The sequence below is a fragment of the Cognataquiflexum nitidum genome (assembly GCF_022538055.1).
In the GTDB taxonomy this organism is placed as follows: Bacteria; Bacteroidota; Bacteroidia; order Cytophagales; family Cyclobacteriaceae; genus Cognataquiflexum; species Cognataquiflexum nitidum.
In genome coordinates this window covers 35,904-54,652 of sequence record NZ_JAKZAM010000022.1, presented here as the reverse complement: position 1 = coordinate 54,652, position 18,749 = coordinate 35,904, and the positions used below count along the sequence as shown (strand labels likewise).

The window sequence follows — 18,749 nt, the reverse complement described above, 5'->3', positions numbered from 1 at the left end:
AAGTTCGTTTTTGGAATGAAATTTTGGTTCCGGTTATTTTCTGTAGGATTCCTTATACCAAGCCACAAATTTAGCAACGCCCTCTTCCACTGAGGTTTGGGGTTGATACCCTGTATCTCTTTTAAGATCAGTAACATCCGCATAAGTGGAAGGCACATCTCCGGGCTGCAAAGGCAACATGTTTTTGATAGCTTCCTTACCCATTGCTTTTTCAAGGGCAGCGATATAATCCATCAATTCCACAGGTTGGGAATTGCCGATATTATACACTTTGAAAGGGGCATAAGAAGATCCCGGATCCGGGTCTTGGCCTGTCCATGCAGGATTTGGCTTGGCAGGTCTATCAGCTACTCTGATGATGCCCTCTACTATATCATCTATGTAAGTGAAGTCCCTTTTCATTTTCCCATGGTTAAAAACCTGGATTGCTTCACCTTTTTCGATTGCCTCGATAAACAAAAACAAAGCCATATCCGGTCTGCCCCAAGGTCCATAGACAGTGAAGAACCTTAGTCCAGTAGTCGGGATATTGAACAAATGGCTGTAGGTATGTGCCATCAATTCATTTGATTTTTTGGTAGCGGCATAGAGACTTACAGGATGGTCGATGTTGTCAGAAGTTGAAAAAGGCATTTTGGTATTGGCTCCATATACCGAACTGGAAGAGGCATAAACCAAATGTTTGACAGGATACGACCTGCAGGCTTCAAGAATATTCAAAAAAGACTGAATGTTGGCTGTGATATAGGCATCAGGATTTGTCAATGAATACCTTACTCCCGCTTGGGCAGCAAGATTGATGACAACATCAATTTTTTCATTTTCAAAAATATCCATTAAAACGGTCTTATCCGATAGATCCATCTTGTAAAATGAATAAGAAGGATATTTAATAGAATTGGTTTTTTTATTTTCTGAAATACTTTCACGTAGGATCCCACATTCAGCAAGCCTTTGGTACTTGAGGTTGACATTATAATAATCATTGATATTATCAACCCCGACCACAGATTCTCCCCTATTGAGAAGATACAATGCGACATGAAAGCCGATAAAACCTGCTGTACCTGTAACAAGATATTTCATTTTCTTTTGCTTAAATTATTTGCTAAAAAACGAATAAAATTTAAAATATTTGACCTAAATCGTCCTTATTTTTAAGGATTTTGTTATGTACGGCAATTAATTTTCCGATATAGAACGGAGAGCTTTGTTATATTCTTCCAAAATCAATTCGTGCATTCTTTTTCGTTGGTACCTTTCCTTCACCTCAACGTACAGATTATCTGCCAATTCCTGCATAAAATCCCTCTTGACATACCCAAATTCCAAGGCATCTTTTAGAAACTCCTTGTTTTTGACAGGAAAAACAAGTCCAGTTTTTTTGTTGGTCACGATGTCTGTATTTCCGATGATGTCCGAACAAATAATCGGAACCTGCATGGCCCCGGCTTCCAAAAGCACATTGGGAAACCCTTCCCGGTGTGAAGGGTGAACCAATACATCAGCCAAAGCAAGATAATGCGCGACGTGATCTGTCCATTCTATCTGCACAATCCTTGGATGATCTTTGATCTTTCGGACTATTTCTCCATCGATTGGGTTGAGTTCCTGTTCGAAGGATCCGAGCAACACCAATTTTGACCTTTCGGAAATTTTCGAATCCAAAAATGCAGAGACCAGTTCCTCTATGCCCTTGTCCTTCACCAGCCTTCCAACAGCAAGGATAATGTAATCATTGTCTCCCGGCATGATTCTCATGGTCGCTGCTACAAGGTGGTTTTCCTTCAATGCACCCCGGTTAAAAGTATTCAAGTCTACACCGTTGGATGAACCAAAACCAATTACTTTCAATTTTTCCTGTCCAACCAATTCTTCCTCGACAATGAATTTTTTTAAGGAAGGCGAATTGGGCCATACTTGGGTAGCCCATGAGTAGGTGAGCTTTTCGATATTGACAAGAAGGCTCTTTTTCTGCTTTTCGGCCACCATATATGGCAAGCCGGCCACGGTATGAATCCTAGTTTTGACCCCGGCCATTTTAGCTGCCAACATTCCCAACAACCCTGCTTTTGGAGTATGGGTATGGACAATATCAGGCTTTTCTCTTTTGATAAGGTTATATAGCTGCCACAAGCAGGCTAGGTCATGAAAGGGGGTTATTTTTCGGGTGAAAGGAATCATAACATGCTCGCATCCTTCCTTTTTGACAACCTCATTTATTTCTTTGCCATCAGCACTGACCATCAATACCTCCCATCCGGCATCCTTCATGAACTTCATTTGTCCTGAAAGTAAAAGCTTTAATGAAATGGGTACTGTGGTGATTCGGATGATTTTTGACATTCAGTTTTTTGCGTTTAAAATGCCAAAGATAACTTTTTATTGCTTTGGGAATGGAAAAAATCCCAAAAAAGTCAAAAGGATTAATTCCATTTCTCCTGGTTATTCTTTGACTTTGAGAGCAACCAATACATGCTTTTCTTCTTTCAGTTTTTCTTTATTGTTCCTGAAAAAATCATGAATATCGCCTTTTTTTTACTGTGACTTTCTTATCATTGAAGGTTTCGACGTAATCGTTATAAAACTGCTTAGAATCCAAGGCATAAACGATCTCATTTTCTGAATAGGCCCAAGACCACATTTTAAGCTTCATTCCATCAAAATCATTTTCAAGTTCATCGACATGATAGATGACATCAAAGTTGTCATCCAAAAACAGGAAGTGGGAATTTCTGATGCCTGAAAAAAAGTGAATAAAAATCTTATTCTTAAATGGGAAAAATGAGTTGATATGCTGGATAATATTATTTTCCATAGCATAAGTATTTACCTTACGAGGATTTTCTGGAAACTCTTTCCTTTTATTGATATCATAGTTGTTTTTGCCAAAGTCGAATTCAAGTTTTTGTTTCAAATTGCCCTTGCCATCAAAAACGGGGATTTCATAATTTAGCAAATTTGTGATAAAAAAAGAATCCCGGTGTGGATCATATTGAAATCCATGGAGACTATTATAACGATTGAAATACTCTAAATCTTTGTTGATTGGGACAAATCCTTGTATCACATTATCCTTAATACTTACAATCGTATTCTTTTCAGGACCATACCCTTCTTGAAATTGATAGAGAATGAATTCTTTTCCTATAAAACTCCTATCAGCCATTTCCTTCAATTTTCCCTCCTCAATCAATATTCCATTAACATTGAAAATCAGGTGTTTTTGCAAATAGTTACAATGGATCCGAACCAAATCGCCCTCCAGAAACATATCATCGATCAACCGGAATTGGCCTGGACCATCACCGTAATCCCGGATTACATTTTGAAGATTTCCTTTCCTGTCAAAAACAAAAACCGCAGCGGTTTCCCTGCTTTCGACCAAAATTCGATCATCGGTCAATATCATTTTATAGGGACCAACAATCGGAAGACTGTCCGGATATTCCAAAAGGATGTATTCAATGGATTCGAAATGATCTGATATTTTTCCCTTTTTAGCGGCATCCACATCCACCTTTATAATCTTAGCATCCCCTTTGGTTTCTGATTCACATGAAATCACGATCGGAATCAGCAGGAAGGTCAATAGGATAAAAATTATGGATTTGTTTTCTTTCATAAAACTAAATTATAAAAATCACCTAAATCCACAATAGAAACATTCCCTTTTATTCGAAACACTAATACATAAGGAGAAAAGTTCCTATGCTATTTTCCGCAAGCTGCAGACTTCTGACTGTGAACTGATCCTCAATCCCCTTCCTCCAATTCAAAAATCAATTCCAAAGGCGTCTGGAATACCCGGCCAATTTTGAGCGCAAGGACAGTAGACGGAACGTACTTTCCCGCTTCTATGGAATTGATCGTCTGCCGGGAGACACCGATCTTATCCGCAAGGTCCTGTTGGGTCATGTCTTTCTTGGCACGTTCTACTTTGACTGTGTTTTTCATATTGCCAAGTTTAAATCAAAGTGAGGGTTTTCTGTTGTCTATACATCACCCACCTAAACCTGATGATAAACACTAATTGGATCGAAAACATATTGAAGCCCATAAATTCAAGATAGCCAAAACTATAAAAAACCAATGTGCCAATTACTGTAAGCAGTCCGTAAATGTAAAAAGCGATCAACAAACTATCCAACCTGAGCTTCTGAATGTATTCGTCCTCTTGCTTTTCTTTGGAGAAAGCGATAAAAAACAAAGACAAAAATGTTCCAACAATCGAAATTTCATTGGTGAAATTTTCATCGGACGGTGTGAAAATATCACCAATCCTGAATCCCTCCCAAGTCAGCCATCCAATTTCATAGGAATAAAAGCTATTAAAGGTCAGAAGAATGGCCAAAGGAAAAAAGAGTATCCATCCTATAAACTGAAATCTGTGAGGCAATAATATTTTTGTTAACATGGTCTAAAGTGGGTTTAAAGTGATTTTGTAGCTATCCATTTTTGATATTCGAATGCGGCAAATACATAAAAACTCAAAAGGAACATTACCTTTATTTTTGTAAAGATATTTTTACCAAATGTAAAGTTTGTTTTACATATAGTCAAGCAAATTTGATAAATATTTTTGAATGAAATTATTTAAACAAAAAAAATCAAGTAGGCTATTTGCCGATCGTCTGTTTTAATTGAAAGGAAAACACCAAAAAAACACGTATTCCTAGTTACCTTTGAGACTCAAACCTAAAACACCGAAAACACCACATGCTGAAAGATATCAGAATCGCAATCATAGGTTGCGGAAATCTCGGGACCTCCATCGCCAACGGCTTGCTGGAACAGGTTGATTTTTTGCCACAAAACCTCCACGTCACCAAAAGAAACCCTGCCAACCTCCTTTATCTCCAAGACAAAGGGGTCAGGGTACATTCGGATAATCTGATTGCTGCCAAAGAATCGGATATTGTTATTCTGGGAGTGAAACCATACAATATCTCGGCTATTTTGAAAGAAATCAATCCGGCACTCGACCCCAAAAAACAGATTATCGTTTCCGTTGCGACAGGGATTACTTTGGATGAAATATTTCAGGAAATGGACCCGAAGACGACTGCATTTAGGGCCATGCCCAATATCGCTGCCGATATCCGTGAATCCGTAACCTGCATCTGCGGAAGGAATATCACCGAATCGACTGAAACACAAGTGAAGGATTTATTCAACAGTGTGGGGTTCAGTATTACGATTGATGAAAGCCTGATGGAAGCGGCCACTGTCCTCGGTGCCTGTGGGATTGCTTATGTACTGAGGTTTATGCGGGCGATGATTCAGGGTGGAATCCAAATCGGATTTGATGCCAAAACAGCAAGCAAAATCGTAAACCAGACGGTAAAAGGCGCCGCGGAATTGATGATCCAAAAAAACATCCATCCCGAAGAAGCCATAGACAAAGTCACTACGCCAAAAGGTTGTACCATTGTCGGACTCAATGAAATGGAGCACCAGGGTTTTTCAGCAGCCATGGTGCGGGGCGTGTTGGCTTCTTATGAAAAAATAGAGAAAAAGTAGCGGAGTAGAATTGGGGTTTTGATTGAATAAAATTTTATTCAATCAAAACCCTGATATTTTTTAGGATTGAAAAGAAGCCAGTACTTCCAAAGAAATCCTCCCTTCATAATATGCTTTCCCTACAATTGCTCCGTAAACGCCGATTTTCTGAAGTTCTTCCAAATCCCTTATTCCTGCCACTCCACCGCTTGCAATCAATTTAATACTTGGGATTTCAACTAAAATATCCTGATACAATTCCACTGAGGGACCCTGTAATAATCCGTCTTTTGCTACATCAGTACAGATTACATATTGGATTCCTTTGGCATGGTAAGATTTGATAAACTCGATCAGGTCCATCGCTGTGGTTTCCTCCCAACCTGAGATTGCTATTTTCCGGTCCTTGGCATCTGCCCCCAAAATGATTTTTTCTCCACCAAAGTTTGCTATCCAGGATTCGAACAAAGTAGGATTTTTGAAAGCTATGCTTCCACCTGTGACCTGATGTGCACCGGATTCAAATGCCAGATTGATATCAAAATCGGATTGGATACCCCCACCGAAATCCACTTTCAGGGAAGTTCCTTCGGCAATACTTTTCAAGACTTCAAGGTTGACGATTTTTTTTGCTTTCGCTCCATCCAGATCTACCAAATGGAGACGTTCGATTCCGACTCCCTCAAATCGCTTTGCCATCTCCAATGGACTGTCATGGTATTCTTTTTTTTGGCTGTAATCTCCTTGGGTTAACCGTACGCATTTGCCGCCGATGATGTCTATGGCTGGGATGATTTTCATGGGGAAGGGGGAAGTTGGGAAGTAAGAAAGTTGGAAAGTGGGAAGTTAGGAAGTTAGGAAGTTGGGAAGTTGGGAAGTTAGGAAGTGGGAAGTAAGTTTTCAGTAGCCAGTTTTCAGTCGCAGCAGTGATGTTGTTTCAGTCGATGAAAGAATAATGGAAATAGTATTTCACAAATTCGGATATATAGGTTTACAGAATTTTCAAATTTTTCAATCTTAAAATTTTTCAATGCTCCAATTTTTCAATTTTCAAATCCTCAGGAAATTCTCCAAAATCCTCTCGCCGACTTTTCCGCTTTTCTCAGGATGGGCCTGCATGGCGTAGAAATTTTCCTTGTGCATCAATCCCGCAAAATCAAATACATAGTGGGTTTTGGCAATGGTAAAATCGCTCAATTCGCAGAAATAGCTGTGGACATAATATACAAAGGATTCGTCACTCAGTCCCTCCAACAATGGGGTTTTCAAATCAAAAAGATTGTTCCAACCCACATGAGGAACTTTAAAGTCCACATAGCTTTCAGGTATAAACTTTTTGACTTTGACAGGAAATACACCCAAACATGTTGTGTCATTCTCTTCTGAATAGTCACAAAGTAGCTGCTGTCCAAGACAAACGCCAAAGAACGGTTGGGTAAGGTTTGGTATCAGTTTATCCAACTGCTTTTCTTTCAGATACCTCATAGCGGTACTCGCTTCCCCCTGTCCGGGAAAAATCACTTTGTCAGCCTTTGCTATTTCCTCGAGGTTGTCTGTTAGAACAGCCTCCGCGCCTAACCGCTCCAAAGCATAAAGGACTGACTGCACATTACCTGCATTGTATTTGATGACTGCTACTTTCATATTTTAGATTTGAGACAGGAGATTTGAAATGTGAGACATACCCCAAATTCAGAATTCTTCATTATTAATTCTTTTTCATTTCCTCAGCCACCATTTCCTCTAAGACTTCTTCAATCTCAGGCAATGATTCGAACAACTGCTCATAGCTTTCAATGATAAAGTATTTGTCCTGGAATTTATCTTTCCAATAAGGCGTATTCAAAATCCTTTTGACATCATACTCATAATGGGCGGGTTCATCTGAAAGGCTGTATTTGGTTTCACCTGCGGAACTCAGAATACCAGCACCATAGATTTTCACCTCGCCATCTTCTCTGATCAAACCAAATTCGATCGTAAACCAATAAATCCTGGAAAGCAGCTCAATCGCCCATTTATTATCAATATGTTTCAGTGCCAATCCGCTGAGATTTTCGAGAAAATCAACATAAGGCTGGTTGGTCAACATCGGCATGTGCGCAAAGGCATCATGAAACATATCAGGCTCTTCGAGGTAATCCAGCTGCTCCATTTTTCTCAACCATGTGGACGAACAAAATCTTCTGTTGTTCATCAGGCCGAAGAAAAGGTCATCGTCAATCAAACCCGGAACCACTTGGATTTGCCAGCCTGTGGTTTTGGCTAATCTCCTGTTGACGTCTTCAAAATCCGCAATTTTGTATGCGGTGAAGTTGATTTCTTTGACTCCCTCCAAGTAGGCTTTCGAAGCCGCTTTGGGAAGATTGACGATCTGTCTTTCGAAAAGAATCCGCCATACCTCAAAATCCTCCTTCTTGTAAGCAGCATAATCCTGCTCCAACTTTTGCAATCTCGGGTCCGAAAAGACCCAGTTTTTGGGTTTATTCATTATTCTATATTTGGGTTGTATATTTTAATTCTTAACCTGATTGGGGTTCAGAGGCATTAAGTCAATAGTCCATAGTCCACAGTCGACAGCCCGTCCTTTGTAGATTCAAAACCTCTGTTTGATTCCTGTTTTTTAAAATTAATAAAACCTGTAACCTTACCCAAAAGCAGAATGTAAGCCAATCAAATTAAGGTAAAGGATTTCCGCATTGCGAATGTCTTCCTGATCCAATCTGCCAACAAGGCACTTTGTGCAAAATCCAAAGTCTGTTGACCATCTGAATAGGCTTTTTCAGGAATCTCGTGGGTTTCATAGATGATCCCGTCTGCTCCCGCCATCACACCTGCAAGCGCCATTTGGGGTACATATTCCCTGATCCCAATCCCGTGCGAAGGATCCACGATTACCGGTAAATGGGACTTTGCTTTCAAAACAGGAACTGCATTCAGGTCCAAGGTATTTCGACTCGCTCTTTCATAGGTACGGATTCCCCTTTCGCAGAGAATCAATTTTTCATTTCCTCCTGAAAAAACATACTCCGCAGATTGGAGCAATTCTTCAATGGTACCGGAAATACCCCTTTTGATCATAACTGCTTTGTCCACTTTCCCCAATTCATCCAAGAGATTGAAGTTTTGGGTATTTCTCGCCCCTACCTGATACACATCCACATAAGGGTACATTTCCTCGATTTGGGAAACTTGCATGACTTCAGTGACGATTTTGATTCCTGCTTCTTTGGCCAAACCATACCACAATTTTAAGCCGTCAATTCCCAGTCCCCGAAAGGCATAAGGACTTGAACGTGGTTTGAAGACACCGCCTCGCATCATGCTGATGCCGGTGGCCTTGAGATGGTTGATGATTTTGACGATTTGGTCCTCCGACTCAATGGAACAAGGTCCGGCCATGATCGCCATATCGCCATCTTTGATGAATATGCCATCGCCAAGGTCAATCGAAGTGGGTTTGACTTTCCACTTTTTGGAAACAAGTTTGTACTCGTCCGAAACGATATGGATGTCTTTGATACCCTCCTGCTGACCGATTTTGCGGATATCAAAATCATTCTTTCCAATCCCGATCAGGTAATCTCCCAATTGGGTTTTGACTTCGGTGATCTTGTAGCCGATCTGACTGATCTCGTTGATCAGTTTGTCTTTTTGCAACTCGGTAATTTCTTCTTTTAACTGGACAATCATAATTTCAATGGATTACGGACCGTATGTAAGATTCGATGTCGGATTTCAAGTCCTGACTATCTTTGATTTTTTTGATAAATGCACTGCCTATGATGGCGCCGTTTCCATATTTGGAAGCGGTGGTGAATGTTTCTGAATCGGAAATCCCAAACCCGATCAATCTCGGATTTATAAGGTTCATGGCCTCCACTCTTTGGAAATAAGCAATCTGTTCTTCTGAAATCCCTGTCCTTGCACCGGTGATACTATGGGCAGAAACCATATAAATGAACCCATTGGAATGGGTATCAATTTCCCGGATTCTCTTTTCACTTGTTTGCGGAGAAATCAGAAATGTGTTGCGAAGATCATACCTGTCAAAGATTTCCTTGAATTCATCCAAGTATTGCTGCATAGGAAGGTCGGGAAGAATCAGCCCATCCACGCCAATTTCCTGACATTTTTTACAAAAAGCTTCCATTCCATATTGGATGATCGGATTGAGGTATCCCATCAGGACCACCGGCAAAGAAACAATTTGGCGCATGTCCTGCAATTGCTCAAAAAGCTTCTTCAGGCTCATGCCATTGTCCAAGGCAATCTGATTGCTGTCCTGAATCGTGGGCCCGTCGGCAATCGGATCGGAATAAGGAACTCCCACTTCGATAATGTCAGCCCCGGCCGACTCAATGGCTTGCATAATAGGAAGCGTATCCTCGAGTTTTGGAAAACCTGCAGTAAAATATATAGAGAGCACCTGCTCTTTTTTGGTTTGAAATAAATTTTCTATTCGATTCATTTTTAAGACGTGAGACGTGAGACTAAAGACATGAGATTGGTTTTCGTTAAAAGTTGGAATTGAGTCAAAAGTTTGAAGGGGGAATATGAGGGTCTAAAAACTTCCGTCTTCTGTCTTCCGACTTCTGTCTTTTTCGTACTTCCGACTTCCTCCTTCATCCTTCCTAATAGCCTCCCCATTTGATATAAGTATCCAAATCCTTGTCTCCTCTTCCTGAAAGATTGATTACAATGATGTCATCTTTGCTGTATTCGATCAGGTTCAAAGCATGGATAGCATGTGCAGTTTCAATAGCGGGAATGATTCCTTCTGTACGGCTGAGTTGGATTCCTGCCTTCATGGCATCCTCATCTTCCACAGCCACAAATTCGGCTCTTCCAATATCAAACAAATGAGCATGCACAGGTCCGATTCCGGGGTAATCCAATCCTGCTGAAATAGAATGTGGCTCTACCACCTGTCCATCTTCGGTCTGCATCAGCAATGTCTTGCTGCCATGCAGGATTCCTGATGTTCCCAAAACGGTCGTAGCTGCTGATTTTCCTGAAGTCACTCCCAAGCCTGCAGCCTCTGCAGCCACCAATCTCACTTGGGGAACATTGTAATAATGGAAAAAAGCTCCTGCAGCATTGCTCCCACCACCTACACAGGCGATGATAATATCGGGATTTTCGGTACCTTCTTTTTCTTTGAGCTGCCATTTGATTTCCTCAGAAATTACTGACTGAAACCTCGCCACCATCTCCGGGTATGGGTGAGGTCCTACCACAGAACCGATAATATAATGGGTATCGACGGGATTATTGATCCATTGGCGCATCGCTTCATTGGTAGCATCCTTGAGAGTTTGGCTACCGGAAGTCGCGGGCACTACCTTGGCTCCAAGGATTTTCATACGCTCGACATTGGGCCGCTGTCTTTGGATATCCACTGCACCCATATAGATCGTGCAATCCATCCCCATCAGCGCACAGACCGTTGCTGTGGCCACACCATGTTGTCCGGCACCGGTTTCTGCAATGATGCGCTTCTTTCCAAGTTTTTTGGCCATGATAATTTGACCCACAGTATTGTTCACTTTATGTGCACCGGTGTGGCAAAGGTCCTCTCTTTTGAGATAGATTTTGGCACCATACTTTTCGGAGAGCCTGGAGGCAAAATACAATGGAGTCGGTCTTCCGACGAAGTCTTTGAGCAAGCCTCTGAATTCCTTTTGAAATTCCGGTGTGGCCATAATTTGCTCATAGTTTTCTCTGAGTTCCTCAATATTGGGATGGAGCATCTCGGGGATATACGCCCCTCCGAATTTTCCATAAAAGCCTTTTTCGTCGATTTTGATCATTTTATTTAAGATATGAGACGTGAGATTTGAGATTTGAGACTTAGGCATTTTGGTTTTTTAAACCTTATTTAAATAGGGTTTTTGTAAGTGACTTTTTGAATTCTGAGACCAAGTCAATGTCCTTGAGTCCGGGTTCAATTTCAAATTTGGAGTTGATATCCAAGCCTGTCAATTGGGGAACTTTGGATTTCAAATCCCCGATGGCATCCAAGTGTCCTAAGGTTAAACCACCGCTGAGCAAAAAGGGTTTGTCAAAAGGATAATCTAATAAAATTTGCCAATTAAAGGTTTTACCGCTACCACCGTAGGCATGGGTGAATGTATCGAAGAGGAAATAATCCACGTGTGGAAGATAACCCTCCAAATGCTTCCAATCGATGTTTTTGTCGATGGAGAATACCTTGAAAACTTCCAAACCGGTTTTTTCCTTGATTTCTCTTACTTCCTCGACACTTTCTTCTCCGTGAAGTTGAAGTGTGGAAAGCCCAAACTTTTGGACTTTCTCTGTTATTTCCGAAAGAGCGGCATCTACGAAAACACCGACTTTCCTGATGTCTGTTTCCCTGATCCAATCAGCTTGGATATCGTCCACAAACCTTGGCGAAGCCGGATAGAAAATCAGCCCCATCCAATCCGGTTGGACATCGTCCAACAGTTTTTTGACGTTGGCGGATTCTCGCATGCCACAGACTTTTAGCTTCATTTTTTAAGCAATAGCTTGATTTACTACCAATAACCTTCTGTATTCATGCATAAAATTATATGCAGCCTGCTCAGGACGCGCGGATTTCATAAAATTTTCCCCGATGAGGAATCCATCAAATCCCGCATTTTTCAGCGATATCAAGGTCTCGGGTTGGGAAATGCCCGATTCTGAGATTTTGATAAAGTCTGCAGGAATCCTATCCACAAGACCAAAGGAAGTTTCCAAAGAAACTTCGAAAGTCTTCAGGCTTCTGTTGTTGACTCCAATCAAATCCAAATGCTCATTGAGTGAAGCATCCAATTCGTCCCCATCATGGACTTCCATCAACACTTCCAATCCCAAAGAATGCGCAAAAACGGCCAACTCTTTCAGACGTTTTGGTTCCAATGCAGCAGCTATCAATAAGATACAATCTGCTCCGATGGATTTGGCTTCGATGATCTGGTATTCATCAATGATAAAATCCTTCCGAAGTATGGGACAGAAATTGAATTTTCTAGCCGTAGTTAAGTCTTCATTTTTTCCACCAAAAAACTCTTTGTCAGTCAAAATGGACAAGGCCGAAGCGCCTGCCTGCATGTAACCAATACTGACTGTCTCCACCGAGGAATTTGAATTGATAGATCCTTTGGAAGGGGATTTTCTTTTGAATTCAGCAATAATTCCTGTCTTGTCTTCGTGTTTGATATACTTTTTCATAGACACGATGCTTCCGTCAAAGTAGACACTTTGTTCTAGCAACTTTACAGGTACCAAGCTGCTTTTTTCAGCTACTTCTAACTTTTTGTGGGCAATTATTTTATCTAAAATATTCATCATGATCAGTTTGAAAATGAAACAGTTGTTTTTGGATTGACCAATGCATTGAAAACTTTCAGCGCATTTCCTCCATAAAGAGAGTCTTTGGCTTTTTCCAAAGCAGATTCAAATCCCAATTCAGGATCTGCCGTTACAAGTGCCGCAGCGGCATTGGCAAGGACAACAGAATTTTGTGGAACTGTACCTTTTCCTTTCAATATATTGTCAAATATTCTGGCGGACTCTTCTACAGTTTCTCCCCCCAAGATGGAATCGGGAGAGATTTTGGGCAAGCCAATGCTTTCCGGACTGAGGAGTTTTTCACCCGAATTGGAAATCATTTTGAAATCCCCTGTGAGAGAAATCTCATCATAGCCGTCCAAGGCATGTAAAATACTGAAGTTGCCATCGTGCTCCTGATAGAGGTAGGCATAGAGCCTCGCCAACTCAAGACTGAAAACCCCTACCAATTGTTTTTTAGGAAAACTTGGATTGACCATCGGGCCCAACATATTGAAAAATGTTTTTACACCCAATTCTTTTCTGATAGGGCCGACATTTTTCATGGCAGGGTGGAAAAGCGGCGCATGAAGAAAACAGATTCCTGCTTCGTCGAGGCTCTTTCTGATCTTTCCGATGTCATTGGTAAACTCATATCCAAAGTGCGCCAAAAGGTTTGAAGAACCGCAAATCGAAGACACTCCGGTGTTTCCGTGTTTGGCTACATTTTGTCCTGCACCTGCTACGATAAAGGAGGCAAGGGTAGAGATATTAAAAGTATCCTTTCCGTCACCGCCTGTGCCGCAAAGGTCCATGGCATCGTATTCAGATATCTCCACAGGAATGCACAACTCCAACATCGCTTCTCTAAATCCGCCCAATTCCTCTACGGTGATGCTTCTCATCAGGTATACGGTCAGGAAAGCCGCAATCTGACTGGAGTTGTATGAACCTGAAGTAATCTTCTTCAAAACTTCCTTTGCCTGGTCTTTCGAAAGGCTCCGGTGTTCGATCAGGTGGTTGAGTATGTCTTTCATGGCAGTTGGTTAATGGTTAATAGGTTGTAGTGGTTGTATTGGTTGTAGTTGTTGTAATAGTTGTAGTTGTTGTCAGGTTGTCAAAGTTGTCAGGTTATTGGATTAATGGTTATTGGTTAGTGGTTATTGGGTTATTTGGTTAATGGTTATCTGGTTATTTGGTTAATTGATTAGGGTTCAATATCAGGAGTTACGTGGTACTTGGTACTTTATACTTGGTACTTCCAACCTACTTCATCCTTCACCCCTCCCACTTCATCCTTTCCTCAGCTTTCCAGCCAATTTTTCATCATCGCTACGCCATGTTCAGTCAACACAGATTCGGGATGGAACTGAAGACCGCGGACTTTGAATTCTTTGTGCCTCACACCCATGATTTGTCCATCGGGTGTTCTGGCAGTGATTTCCAAATCAGGGGAAAGTGTCTGTTCATTGATCACCCAAGAATGATATCTTCCTATTTTGAATCTTTCGGGAAGGCCTTTGAAGATCAGATCGTCAGCGACTTTCACTTCAGAAGCAAGTCCGTGAACTACTTCCGAAAGGTTTATCAAACTACCGCCAAAAGCCTCTCCGATCGCCTGATGGCCAAGGCAGATTCCGAGGATATCCTTGGTAGCGGAATATGTTCTCAGCAATTCCGGCATAATCCCCGCTTCGGCCGGAACTCCCGGGCCGGGTGAAAGGAGTATTTTATCATAATTGGAGACTTCTTCAAGGCTGATTTTATCATTCCGGAAAATATCCATCTGTGGACCATAGCCCAAAGCTCTGATGATGTACACCAAGTTATATGTAAATGAATCGTAATTATCGAGGACGAGGATGCGCATTGGGAAAGTTTTAAAGTTGGAAGGTTAAAAGGTGTGCCCTTAATGACTATAGGGTTCATGTTTTAGGGTTTGGTTTTTTTCAAGCGAAACCAAATAGTTGATGAAGGATTTGATTTGACTTGATAGGACAATTAATTCTGATTTAAGTTTTAAATATTCCTCTTGGTTTACTCTTCCGGCTTTTACTAATACGGCAAGTTGGCTTCTAACCTCCCCTGCTGAACCTTTTGAATAATGTAGAAATTTCACGAATACCTTGTTGTTATTGTATTCAAAACCTTCGGCAATGTTATTTGAAATAGAAATAGCGGCACCGATAAGCTGATCTCTAGATTTGTAATCATTTTTTAAAGGCGCAATGTCAGCTATTCGATAGATTTCGACAGCTATCCTTACTGCTTCTTTCCACACATTCAAATCTTCAAAGGAATCAATCTTTGCCATTACGATATCTTCTTAAATTGAACATAAAACCAACTTTAAAACTTTTGAACCTTGCAACTTTTCAACCTTCAAACCTCTCCCTAAATCCCCTCCGCCGTCTTTAGCGCTACCCTGAGTGCTTCGAGTTTGTTGGCGACTTCCTGGAGTTCGGAAGGAATGGAGGATTTGGCTACGACTCCGGCACCGGCTTGGAACCGCAGTCTGTTGTTTTGGGAAACAAATGACCGGATCAAAATGGCATGGTTGAAGTCGCCGTTGAATCCAAGGAATCCAATAGCGCCTCCATAGAATTTACGGGAAGTATTTTCAAGCTGATCTATGAGTTCCATCGCCCGGTACTTTGGAGCGCCGGACAGCGTACCTGCAGGGAATGTATCGGCCACCAACTGCAGTGGGTTGGTGCCTTCGGGAAGGATACCGGTCACTTTGGATACCAAATGGATGACGTGGGAATAATATTGAATTTCTTTGAAAACCTCCACTTCCACTTTTTCGGAGGAGCGGCTAAGGTCATTTCTAGCAAGGTCCACCAACATGACATGTTCGGAGTTTTCCTTTGGATCGTCATAGAGTTTCCTTGCCAAGTCTGCGTCAGCCATGTCATTTCCTGTCCGCTTGAAAGTCCCGGCAATAGGATAAATTGTGGCTTTGTTGTTTTTGACCACAATCTGGGCCTCCGGTGAACTCCCAAAAACCTTGTAGGAACCATAATCAAAATAGAACAGATAAGGCGAAGGATTGACCGAGCGGAGTGCGCGGTAGACATTGAACTCATCTCCTTTGAATTGGGTGGAAAAGTTCCTCGAAAGCACAATTTGGAAAACATCGCCACGGAAGCAATGCTCCTGACCCTTTTTGAGGATATCCAAAAATTCCGAATCGGTATAGTTGGAAGACTCCTCTCCTACCAATTTGAAAGAATAAGAAGGAAGGTTTTTATTGTTGAGAAGCGTTTCCAAAAGCGGAAGCTGTACTTCTGTTTCGATTCCCTCCACCTGATGTTCAAAAAGATGCATCTCATTTTTGAAATGGTCGACCACAATCACATTTTGGTAAACCGCATAATGCAGCATCGGAACCGAATCCGGAGAAGAATTTTCCAGCTTGATATCTTCAAAATAAGCCAAAGTATCATATTGCATATACCCAAAAAGGCCATTGCTGATGAATTTGTGCTTCCCGTTATCATCCTGAAATCTACCAGAGAACTTTCGCAGCGCATCAACAAGACTCAATTCAGGCCCAACATGATAGGAAATGGACTCGCCAAAAGGTAGTGTTTCCTTCACCTGACCGGCATTGAATGAAAATGACGCGATCGGATTGAAACAGATATAGGAGAAACTGTCCTCTTGCCCATGGTAATCAGAACTCTCCAACAAAATGGGATTGGCAAACCTGTCCCTGATCTGAAGGTAAATGCTGACCGGCGTAATCGTGTCAGCCAAGCGCTTTTTATGATGGGTTATGATTTTGAAGTTTTCCATGTCAATAGGTTTAAGGAATAAAAAAAGGGCTTACTGGAAAAACCAGTAAGCCCTTTCGATATGTCAGTCAAACACAAAATTAGGCAACAACAACCGGTTCTTCCATTTTAGAAGTCGAATGCCACCACCAATATTTGTTTTGAGTCGTTTTCATTTTTTTCAGTGGGACAAAGTTAAAGATGCATTTTACTTAACAAAAAATAATTGAATAAAAATTATCGGTAATTTTGAATATAAAAATTAACATATGAGCAAAATGCCCAAATATTTCAAAAGAGTCTTTGATGATTACCAGGTATTGGTCAAAGTCAATCCATCGGATTTTACAGGAATTGAGCTGATTGTTCATCCTGACGGAAAAGTGGAAAAAACTGAAATGGAGTTTGATGATGAAATCATGGAGGACCTCGCTGTGGATGAATTTGTAGCCGGCAATGCCTTGGAATTCAACCTTTATCTTGCCAAATCATAACCCATTTTTTTGGTAAAACTTTAAAAAAAGCTGGTTTCAATCCTTAAAAATGACTCTTCTTCACAATCCTACTCCACCGCATATCTGGACAGGCCGTCCGTCAGATTCCATTCAATATTGGCATCAGGCTGTGACCTGTGCGAAAAATCTGCACATCGATCAATCTACAAATGGTAAATGGGTTGCAATCCTAGGATATGCAGGAGATGAAGGCGTCCGTAGAAATCAGGGAAGAACAGGTGCAGCCAAAGGTCCGGAAGCTATCAGGAAAATGATGGGCCCGATGGCCTTTCACCTGCCTGAGGAAGTTGGGATTTATGATTTGGGGGATATTATCACAAAAGGTGAAGACATGGAATCCAGCCATTCGCTTATCTCCAAAACCGTGACCGAATTACTCCAAAACCACTATTTCCCTGTTTTATTAGGTGGTGGACACGACCTTGCTTTTGCCCATGGTCGCGGGATATTGGAGTATTTGATGCCCAAAGGAGAAAAATTAGGCATCATCAATCTGGACGCGCATTTTGACCTCAGGGAATTGAACAGCGGCAAAGGACATTCTGGGTCACCATTTTTTCAGTTGGCAAATGAATACCAAAGCCACTTCCATTACCTATGCCTTGGTATCCAACAATCATCCAATCCCAAAGTACTTTTTGAAACTGCTTTAAAACACAGAGTCAGATGGATGGAAATGGAGGAATTCACTTTGGCAAATTGGGAAACCATTGCCCAAACTCTGGATGATTTTTGTCTGAAGGTAAATAAAATATACCTGAGTATAGACCTTGATGGTTTTTCATCAGCCTTTGCACCTGGGGTGAGTGCGCCTTCTCCTTTGGGATTTTCACCTGAGTTGGCTTTCAGAATATTCGATTATTTGGCCAAAACAGGTAAGCTAATCAGCATGGATATTGTCGAACTTAATCCGATTTTTGATAAAGACAACAGCACCGCAAGATTGGCTTCAAAATGTATTGAAAATATTGTAAGAAAGCTTTCTTGAATTGCATTTTTTGATTATAATCAGTTGTTAATGTGACTATTATCATTTGGTTTTAATTGGAACAATGTAAACTTGGTGCTGTTAAACAAATCCAATTAACTCTAAAATTCTTATAGCCATGGGATTACTAACTAAGCAAAACGGAAGCGCTTGGCCAAAATTGGTCCAGGATTTCTTTGGAACAGAAAGTCCATTTGATTGGGATGAAAAATTCTGGCTTCCAGAAAAGGGAGTGGAAATTCCCTCCACTAATGTGATTGAAAATGACAAAGAGTTCAAACTTGAACTTTCTGCACCGGGCTTTGACAAAAAAGATTTTAAAGTCGAAGTAGTAGACGGAATGCTGAACATCAGCGCCGAAAAAGAAGAGAAGAAAGAGGAGAAAAAAGAAAATTACCGTAAGAAAGAATTCTCCTACTCAAGCATCAGGCGTTCATTCAGTCTTCCTGAGAATGTGATGGACGAAAAAATAGATGCCAAATATGACAACGGCATTTTGAATGTAGTCCTCCCTAAGAAGGTTATTGAGAGTACAAAACCCAAAAAGGCAATTTCGGTAGGTTAAGATTTTTTCCTACGTATGCAAGTCCCCAGTCCCTAAAGACTGGGGCTTTTTGTTTATGGAATAGCGCTGTAATGTCCAAAGTT

The 18,749-nt window shown here is 41.1% G+C and carries 21 protein-coding genes; 4 read left to right on the top strand and 17 right to left on the bottom strand.

Annotated features, from left to right (window positions below; all coding sequences use genetic code 11):
- Positions 1-33: 33 nt before the first annotated feature.
- From MMU07_RS14930 to MMU07_RS14910, 5 genes are all read right to left on the bottom strand, one after another.
- On the bottom strand, positions 34-1,086 hold the full coding sequence (locus MMU07_RS14930; protein WP_241126678.1) for an NAD-dependent epimerase: 1,053 nt from the start codon (positions 1,084-1,086) through the stop codon (positions 34-36).
- A gap of 96 nt (positions 1,087-1,182) precedes the next feature.
- Entirely contained in the window at positions 1,183-2,346 is a 1,164-nt protein-coding gene (locus tag MMU07_RS14925) for a glycosyltransferase family 4 protein (protein ID WP_241126677.1), read from the bottom strand.
- Between the two features lie 172 nt (positions 2,347-2,518).
- Positions 2,519-3,625, bottom strand: coding sequence for a 6-bladed beta-propeller (locus MMU07_RS14920; protein WP_241126676.1), 1,107 nt, complete (start codon positions 3,623-3,625; stop codon positions 2,519-2,521).
- A 131-nt stretch (positions 3,626-3,756) separates the two neighbouring features.
- Positions 3,757-3,957: a helix-turn-helix transcriptional regulator gene (locus MMU07_RS14915; protein ID WP_113924503.1), complete on the bottom strand. Its 201-nt coding sequence runs from the start codon at positions 3,955-3,957 to the stop codon at positions 3,757-3,759.
- Positions 3,958-3,967: 10 nt separating this feature from the next.
- Entirely contained in the window at positions 3,968-4,417 is a 450-nt protein-coding gene (locus MMU07_RS14910) for a hypothetical protein (protein ID WP_241126675.1), read from the bottom strand.
- A gap of 302 nt (positions 4,418-4,719) precedes the next feature.
- Here MMU07_RS14910 and proC point away from each other — a divergent pair, with 302 nt between their 5' ends.
- Positions 4,720-5,523, top strand: coding sequence for a pyrroline-5-carboxylate reductase (proC, locus tag MMU07_RS14905; protein ID WP_241126674.1), 804 nt, complete (start codon positions 4,720-4,722; stop codon positions 5,521-5,523).
- A gap of 60 nt (positions 5,524-5,583) precedes the next feature.
- Here proC and hisA read toward each other — a convergent pair whose 3' ends face one another.
- The 12 genes from hisA to MMU07_RS14845 all read right to left on the bottom strand — a co-directional run bounded on the left by hisA (position 5,584) and on the right by MMU07_RS14845 (position 16,620).
- The gene (hisA, locus tag MMU07_RS14900) at positions 5,584-6,303 is read right to left on the bottom strand and encodes a 1-(5-phosphoribosyl)-5-[(5-phosphoribosylamino)methylideneamino]imidazole-4-carboxamide isomerase (protein ID WP_241126673.1); all 720 of its coding nucleotides are present in this window, start codon (positions 6,301-6,303) and stop codon (positions 5,584-5,586) included.
- A 249-nt stretch (positions 6,304-6,552) separates the two neighbouring features.
- A complete protein-coding gene (gene hisH / locus MMU07_RS14895) occupies positions 6,553-7,146 on the bottom strand; it encodes an imidazole glycerol phosphate synthase subunit HisH (protein WP_241126672.1) in 594 nt (197 codons plus the stop codon).
- Positions 7,147-7,210: 64 nt separating this feature from the next.
- A complete protein-coding gene (locus MMU07_RS14890) occupies positions 7,211-7,993 on the bottom strand; it encodes a phenylalanine 4-monooxygenase (protein WP_255737439.1) in 783 nt (260 codons plus the stop codon).
- 182 nt (positions 7,994-8,175) lie between these two features.
- Complete coding sequence (gene aroF, locus MMU07_RS14885) at positions 8,176-9,195, bottom strand: 3-deoxy-7-phosphoheptulonate synthase (protein ID WP_241126671.1); 1,020 nt, start codon at positions 9,193-9,195, stop codon at positions 8,176-8,178.
- 4 nt (positions 9,196-9,199) lie between these two features.
- A complete protein-coding gene (gene trpA / locus MMU07_RS14880) occupies positions 9,200-9,973 on the bottom strand; it encodes a tryptophan synthase subunit alpha (RefSeq protein WP_241126670.1) in 774 nt (257 codons plus the stop codon).
- Between the two features lie 163 nt (positions 9,974-10,136).
- The gene (trpB, locus tag MMU07_RS14875) at positions 10,137-11,315 is read right to left on the bottom strand and encodes a tryptophan synthase subunit beta (RefSeq protein ID WP_241126669.1); all 1,179 of its coding nucleotides are present in this window, start codon (positions 11,313-11,315) and stop codon (positions 10,137-10,139) included.
- A 64-nt stretch (positions 11,316-11,379) separates the two neighbouring features.
- Complete coding sequence (locus MMU07_RS14870) at positions 11,380-12,018, bottom strand: phosphoribosylanthranilate isomerase (RefSeq protein WP_241126668.1); 639 nt, start codon at positions 12,016-12,018, stop codon at positions 11,380-11,382.
- Positions 12,019-12,021: 3 nt separating this feature from the next.
- Positions 12,022-12,837 carry an indole-3-glycerol phosphate synthase TrpC gene (gene trpC, locus MMU07_RS14865; RefSeq protein WP_241126710.1) on the bottom strand — a complete coding sequence of 272 codons (816 nt, stop codon included), beginning with the start codon at positions 12,835-12,837 and terminating at the stop codon, positions 12,022-12,024.
- Between the two features lie 5 nt (positions 12,838-12,842).
- Positions 12,843-13,856 carry an anthranilate phosphoribosyltransferase gene (gene trpD, locus MMU07_RS14860; protein WP_241126667.1) on the bottom strand — a complete coding sequence of 338 codons (1,014 nt, stop codon included), beginning with the start codon at positions 13,854-13,856 and terminating at the stop codon, positions 12,843-12,845.
- A 266-nt stretch (positions 13,857-14,122) separates the two neighbouring features.
- Complete coding sequence (locus MMU07_RS14855) at positions 14,123-14,689, bottom strand: anthranilate synthase component II (RefSeq protein WP_241126666.1); 567 nt, start codon at positions 14,687-14,689, stop codon at positions 14,123-14,125.
- A 39-nt stretch (positions 14,690-14,728) separates the two neighbouring features.
- A complete protein-coding gene (locus MMU07_RS14850) occupies positions 14,729-15,133 on the bottom strand; it encodes a four helix bundle protein (RefSeq protein WP_241126665.1) in 405 nt (134 codons plus the stop codon).
- A gap of 80 nt (positions 15,134-15,213) precedes the next feature.
- The gene (locus tag MMU07_RS14845; protein ID WP_241126664.1) at positions 15,214-16,620 is read right to left on the bottom strand and encodes an anthranilate synthase component I family protein; all 1,407 of its coding nucleotides are present in this window, start codon (positions 16,618-16,620) and stop codon (positions 15,214-15,216) included.
- A 247-nt stretch (positions 16,621-16,867) separates the two neighbouring features.
- Here MMU07_RS14845 and MMU07_RS14840 point away from each other — a divergent pair, with 247 nt between their 5' ends.
- The 3 genes from MMU07_RS14840 to MMU07_RS14830 all read left to right on the top strand — a co-directional run bounded on the left by MMU07_RS14840 (position 16,868) and on the right by MMU07_RS14830 (position 18,666).
- Entirely contained in the window at positions 16,868-17,092 is a 225-nt protein-coding gene (locus MMU07_RS14840; RefSeq protein ID WP_241126663.1) for a ligand-gated ion channel, read from the top strand.
- A gap of 49 nt (positions 17,093-17,141) precedes the next feature.
- A complete protein-coding gene (gene hutG, locus MMU07_RS14835; protein ID WP_241126662.1) occupies positions 17,142-18,101 on the top strand; it encodes a formimidoylglutamase in 960 nt (319 codons plus the stop codon).
- Positions 18,102-18,219: 118 nt separating this feature from the next.
- Positions 18,220-18,666: an Hsp20/alpha crystallin family protein gene (locus tag MMU07_RS14830; protein ID WP_241126661.1), complete on the top strand. Its 447-nt coding sequence runs from the start codon at positions 18,220-18,222 to the stop codon at positions 18,664-18,666.
- The last annotated feature ends 83 nt before the right edge of the window (positions 18,667-18,749 follow it).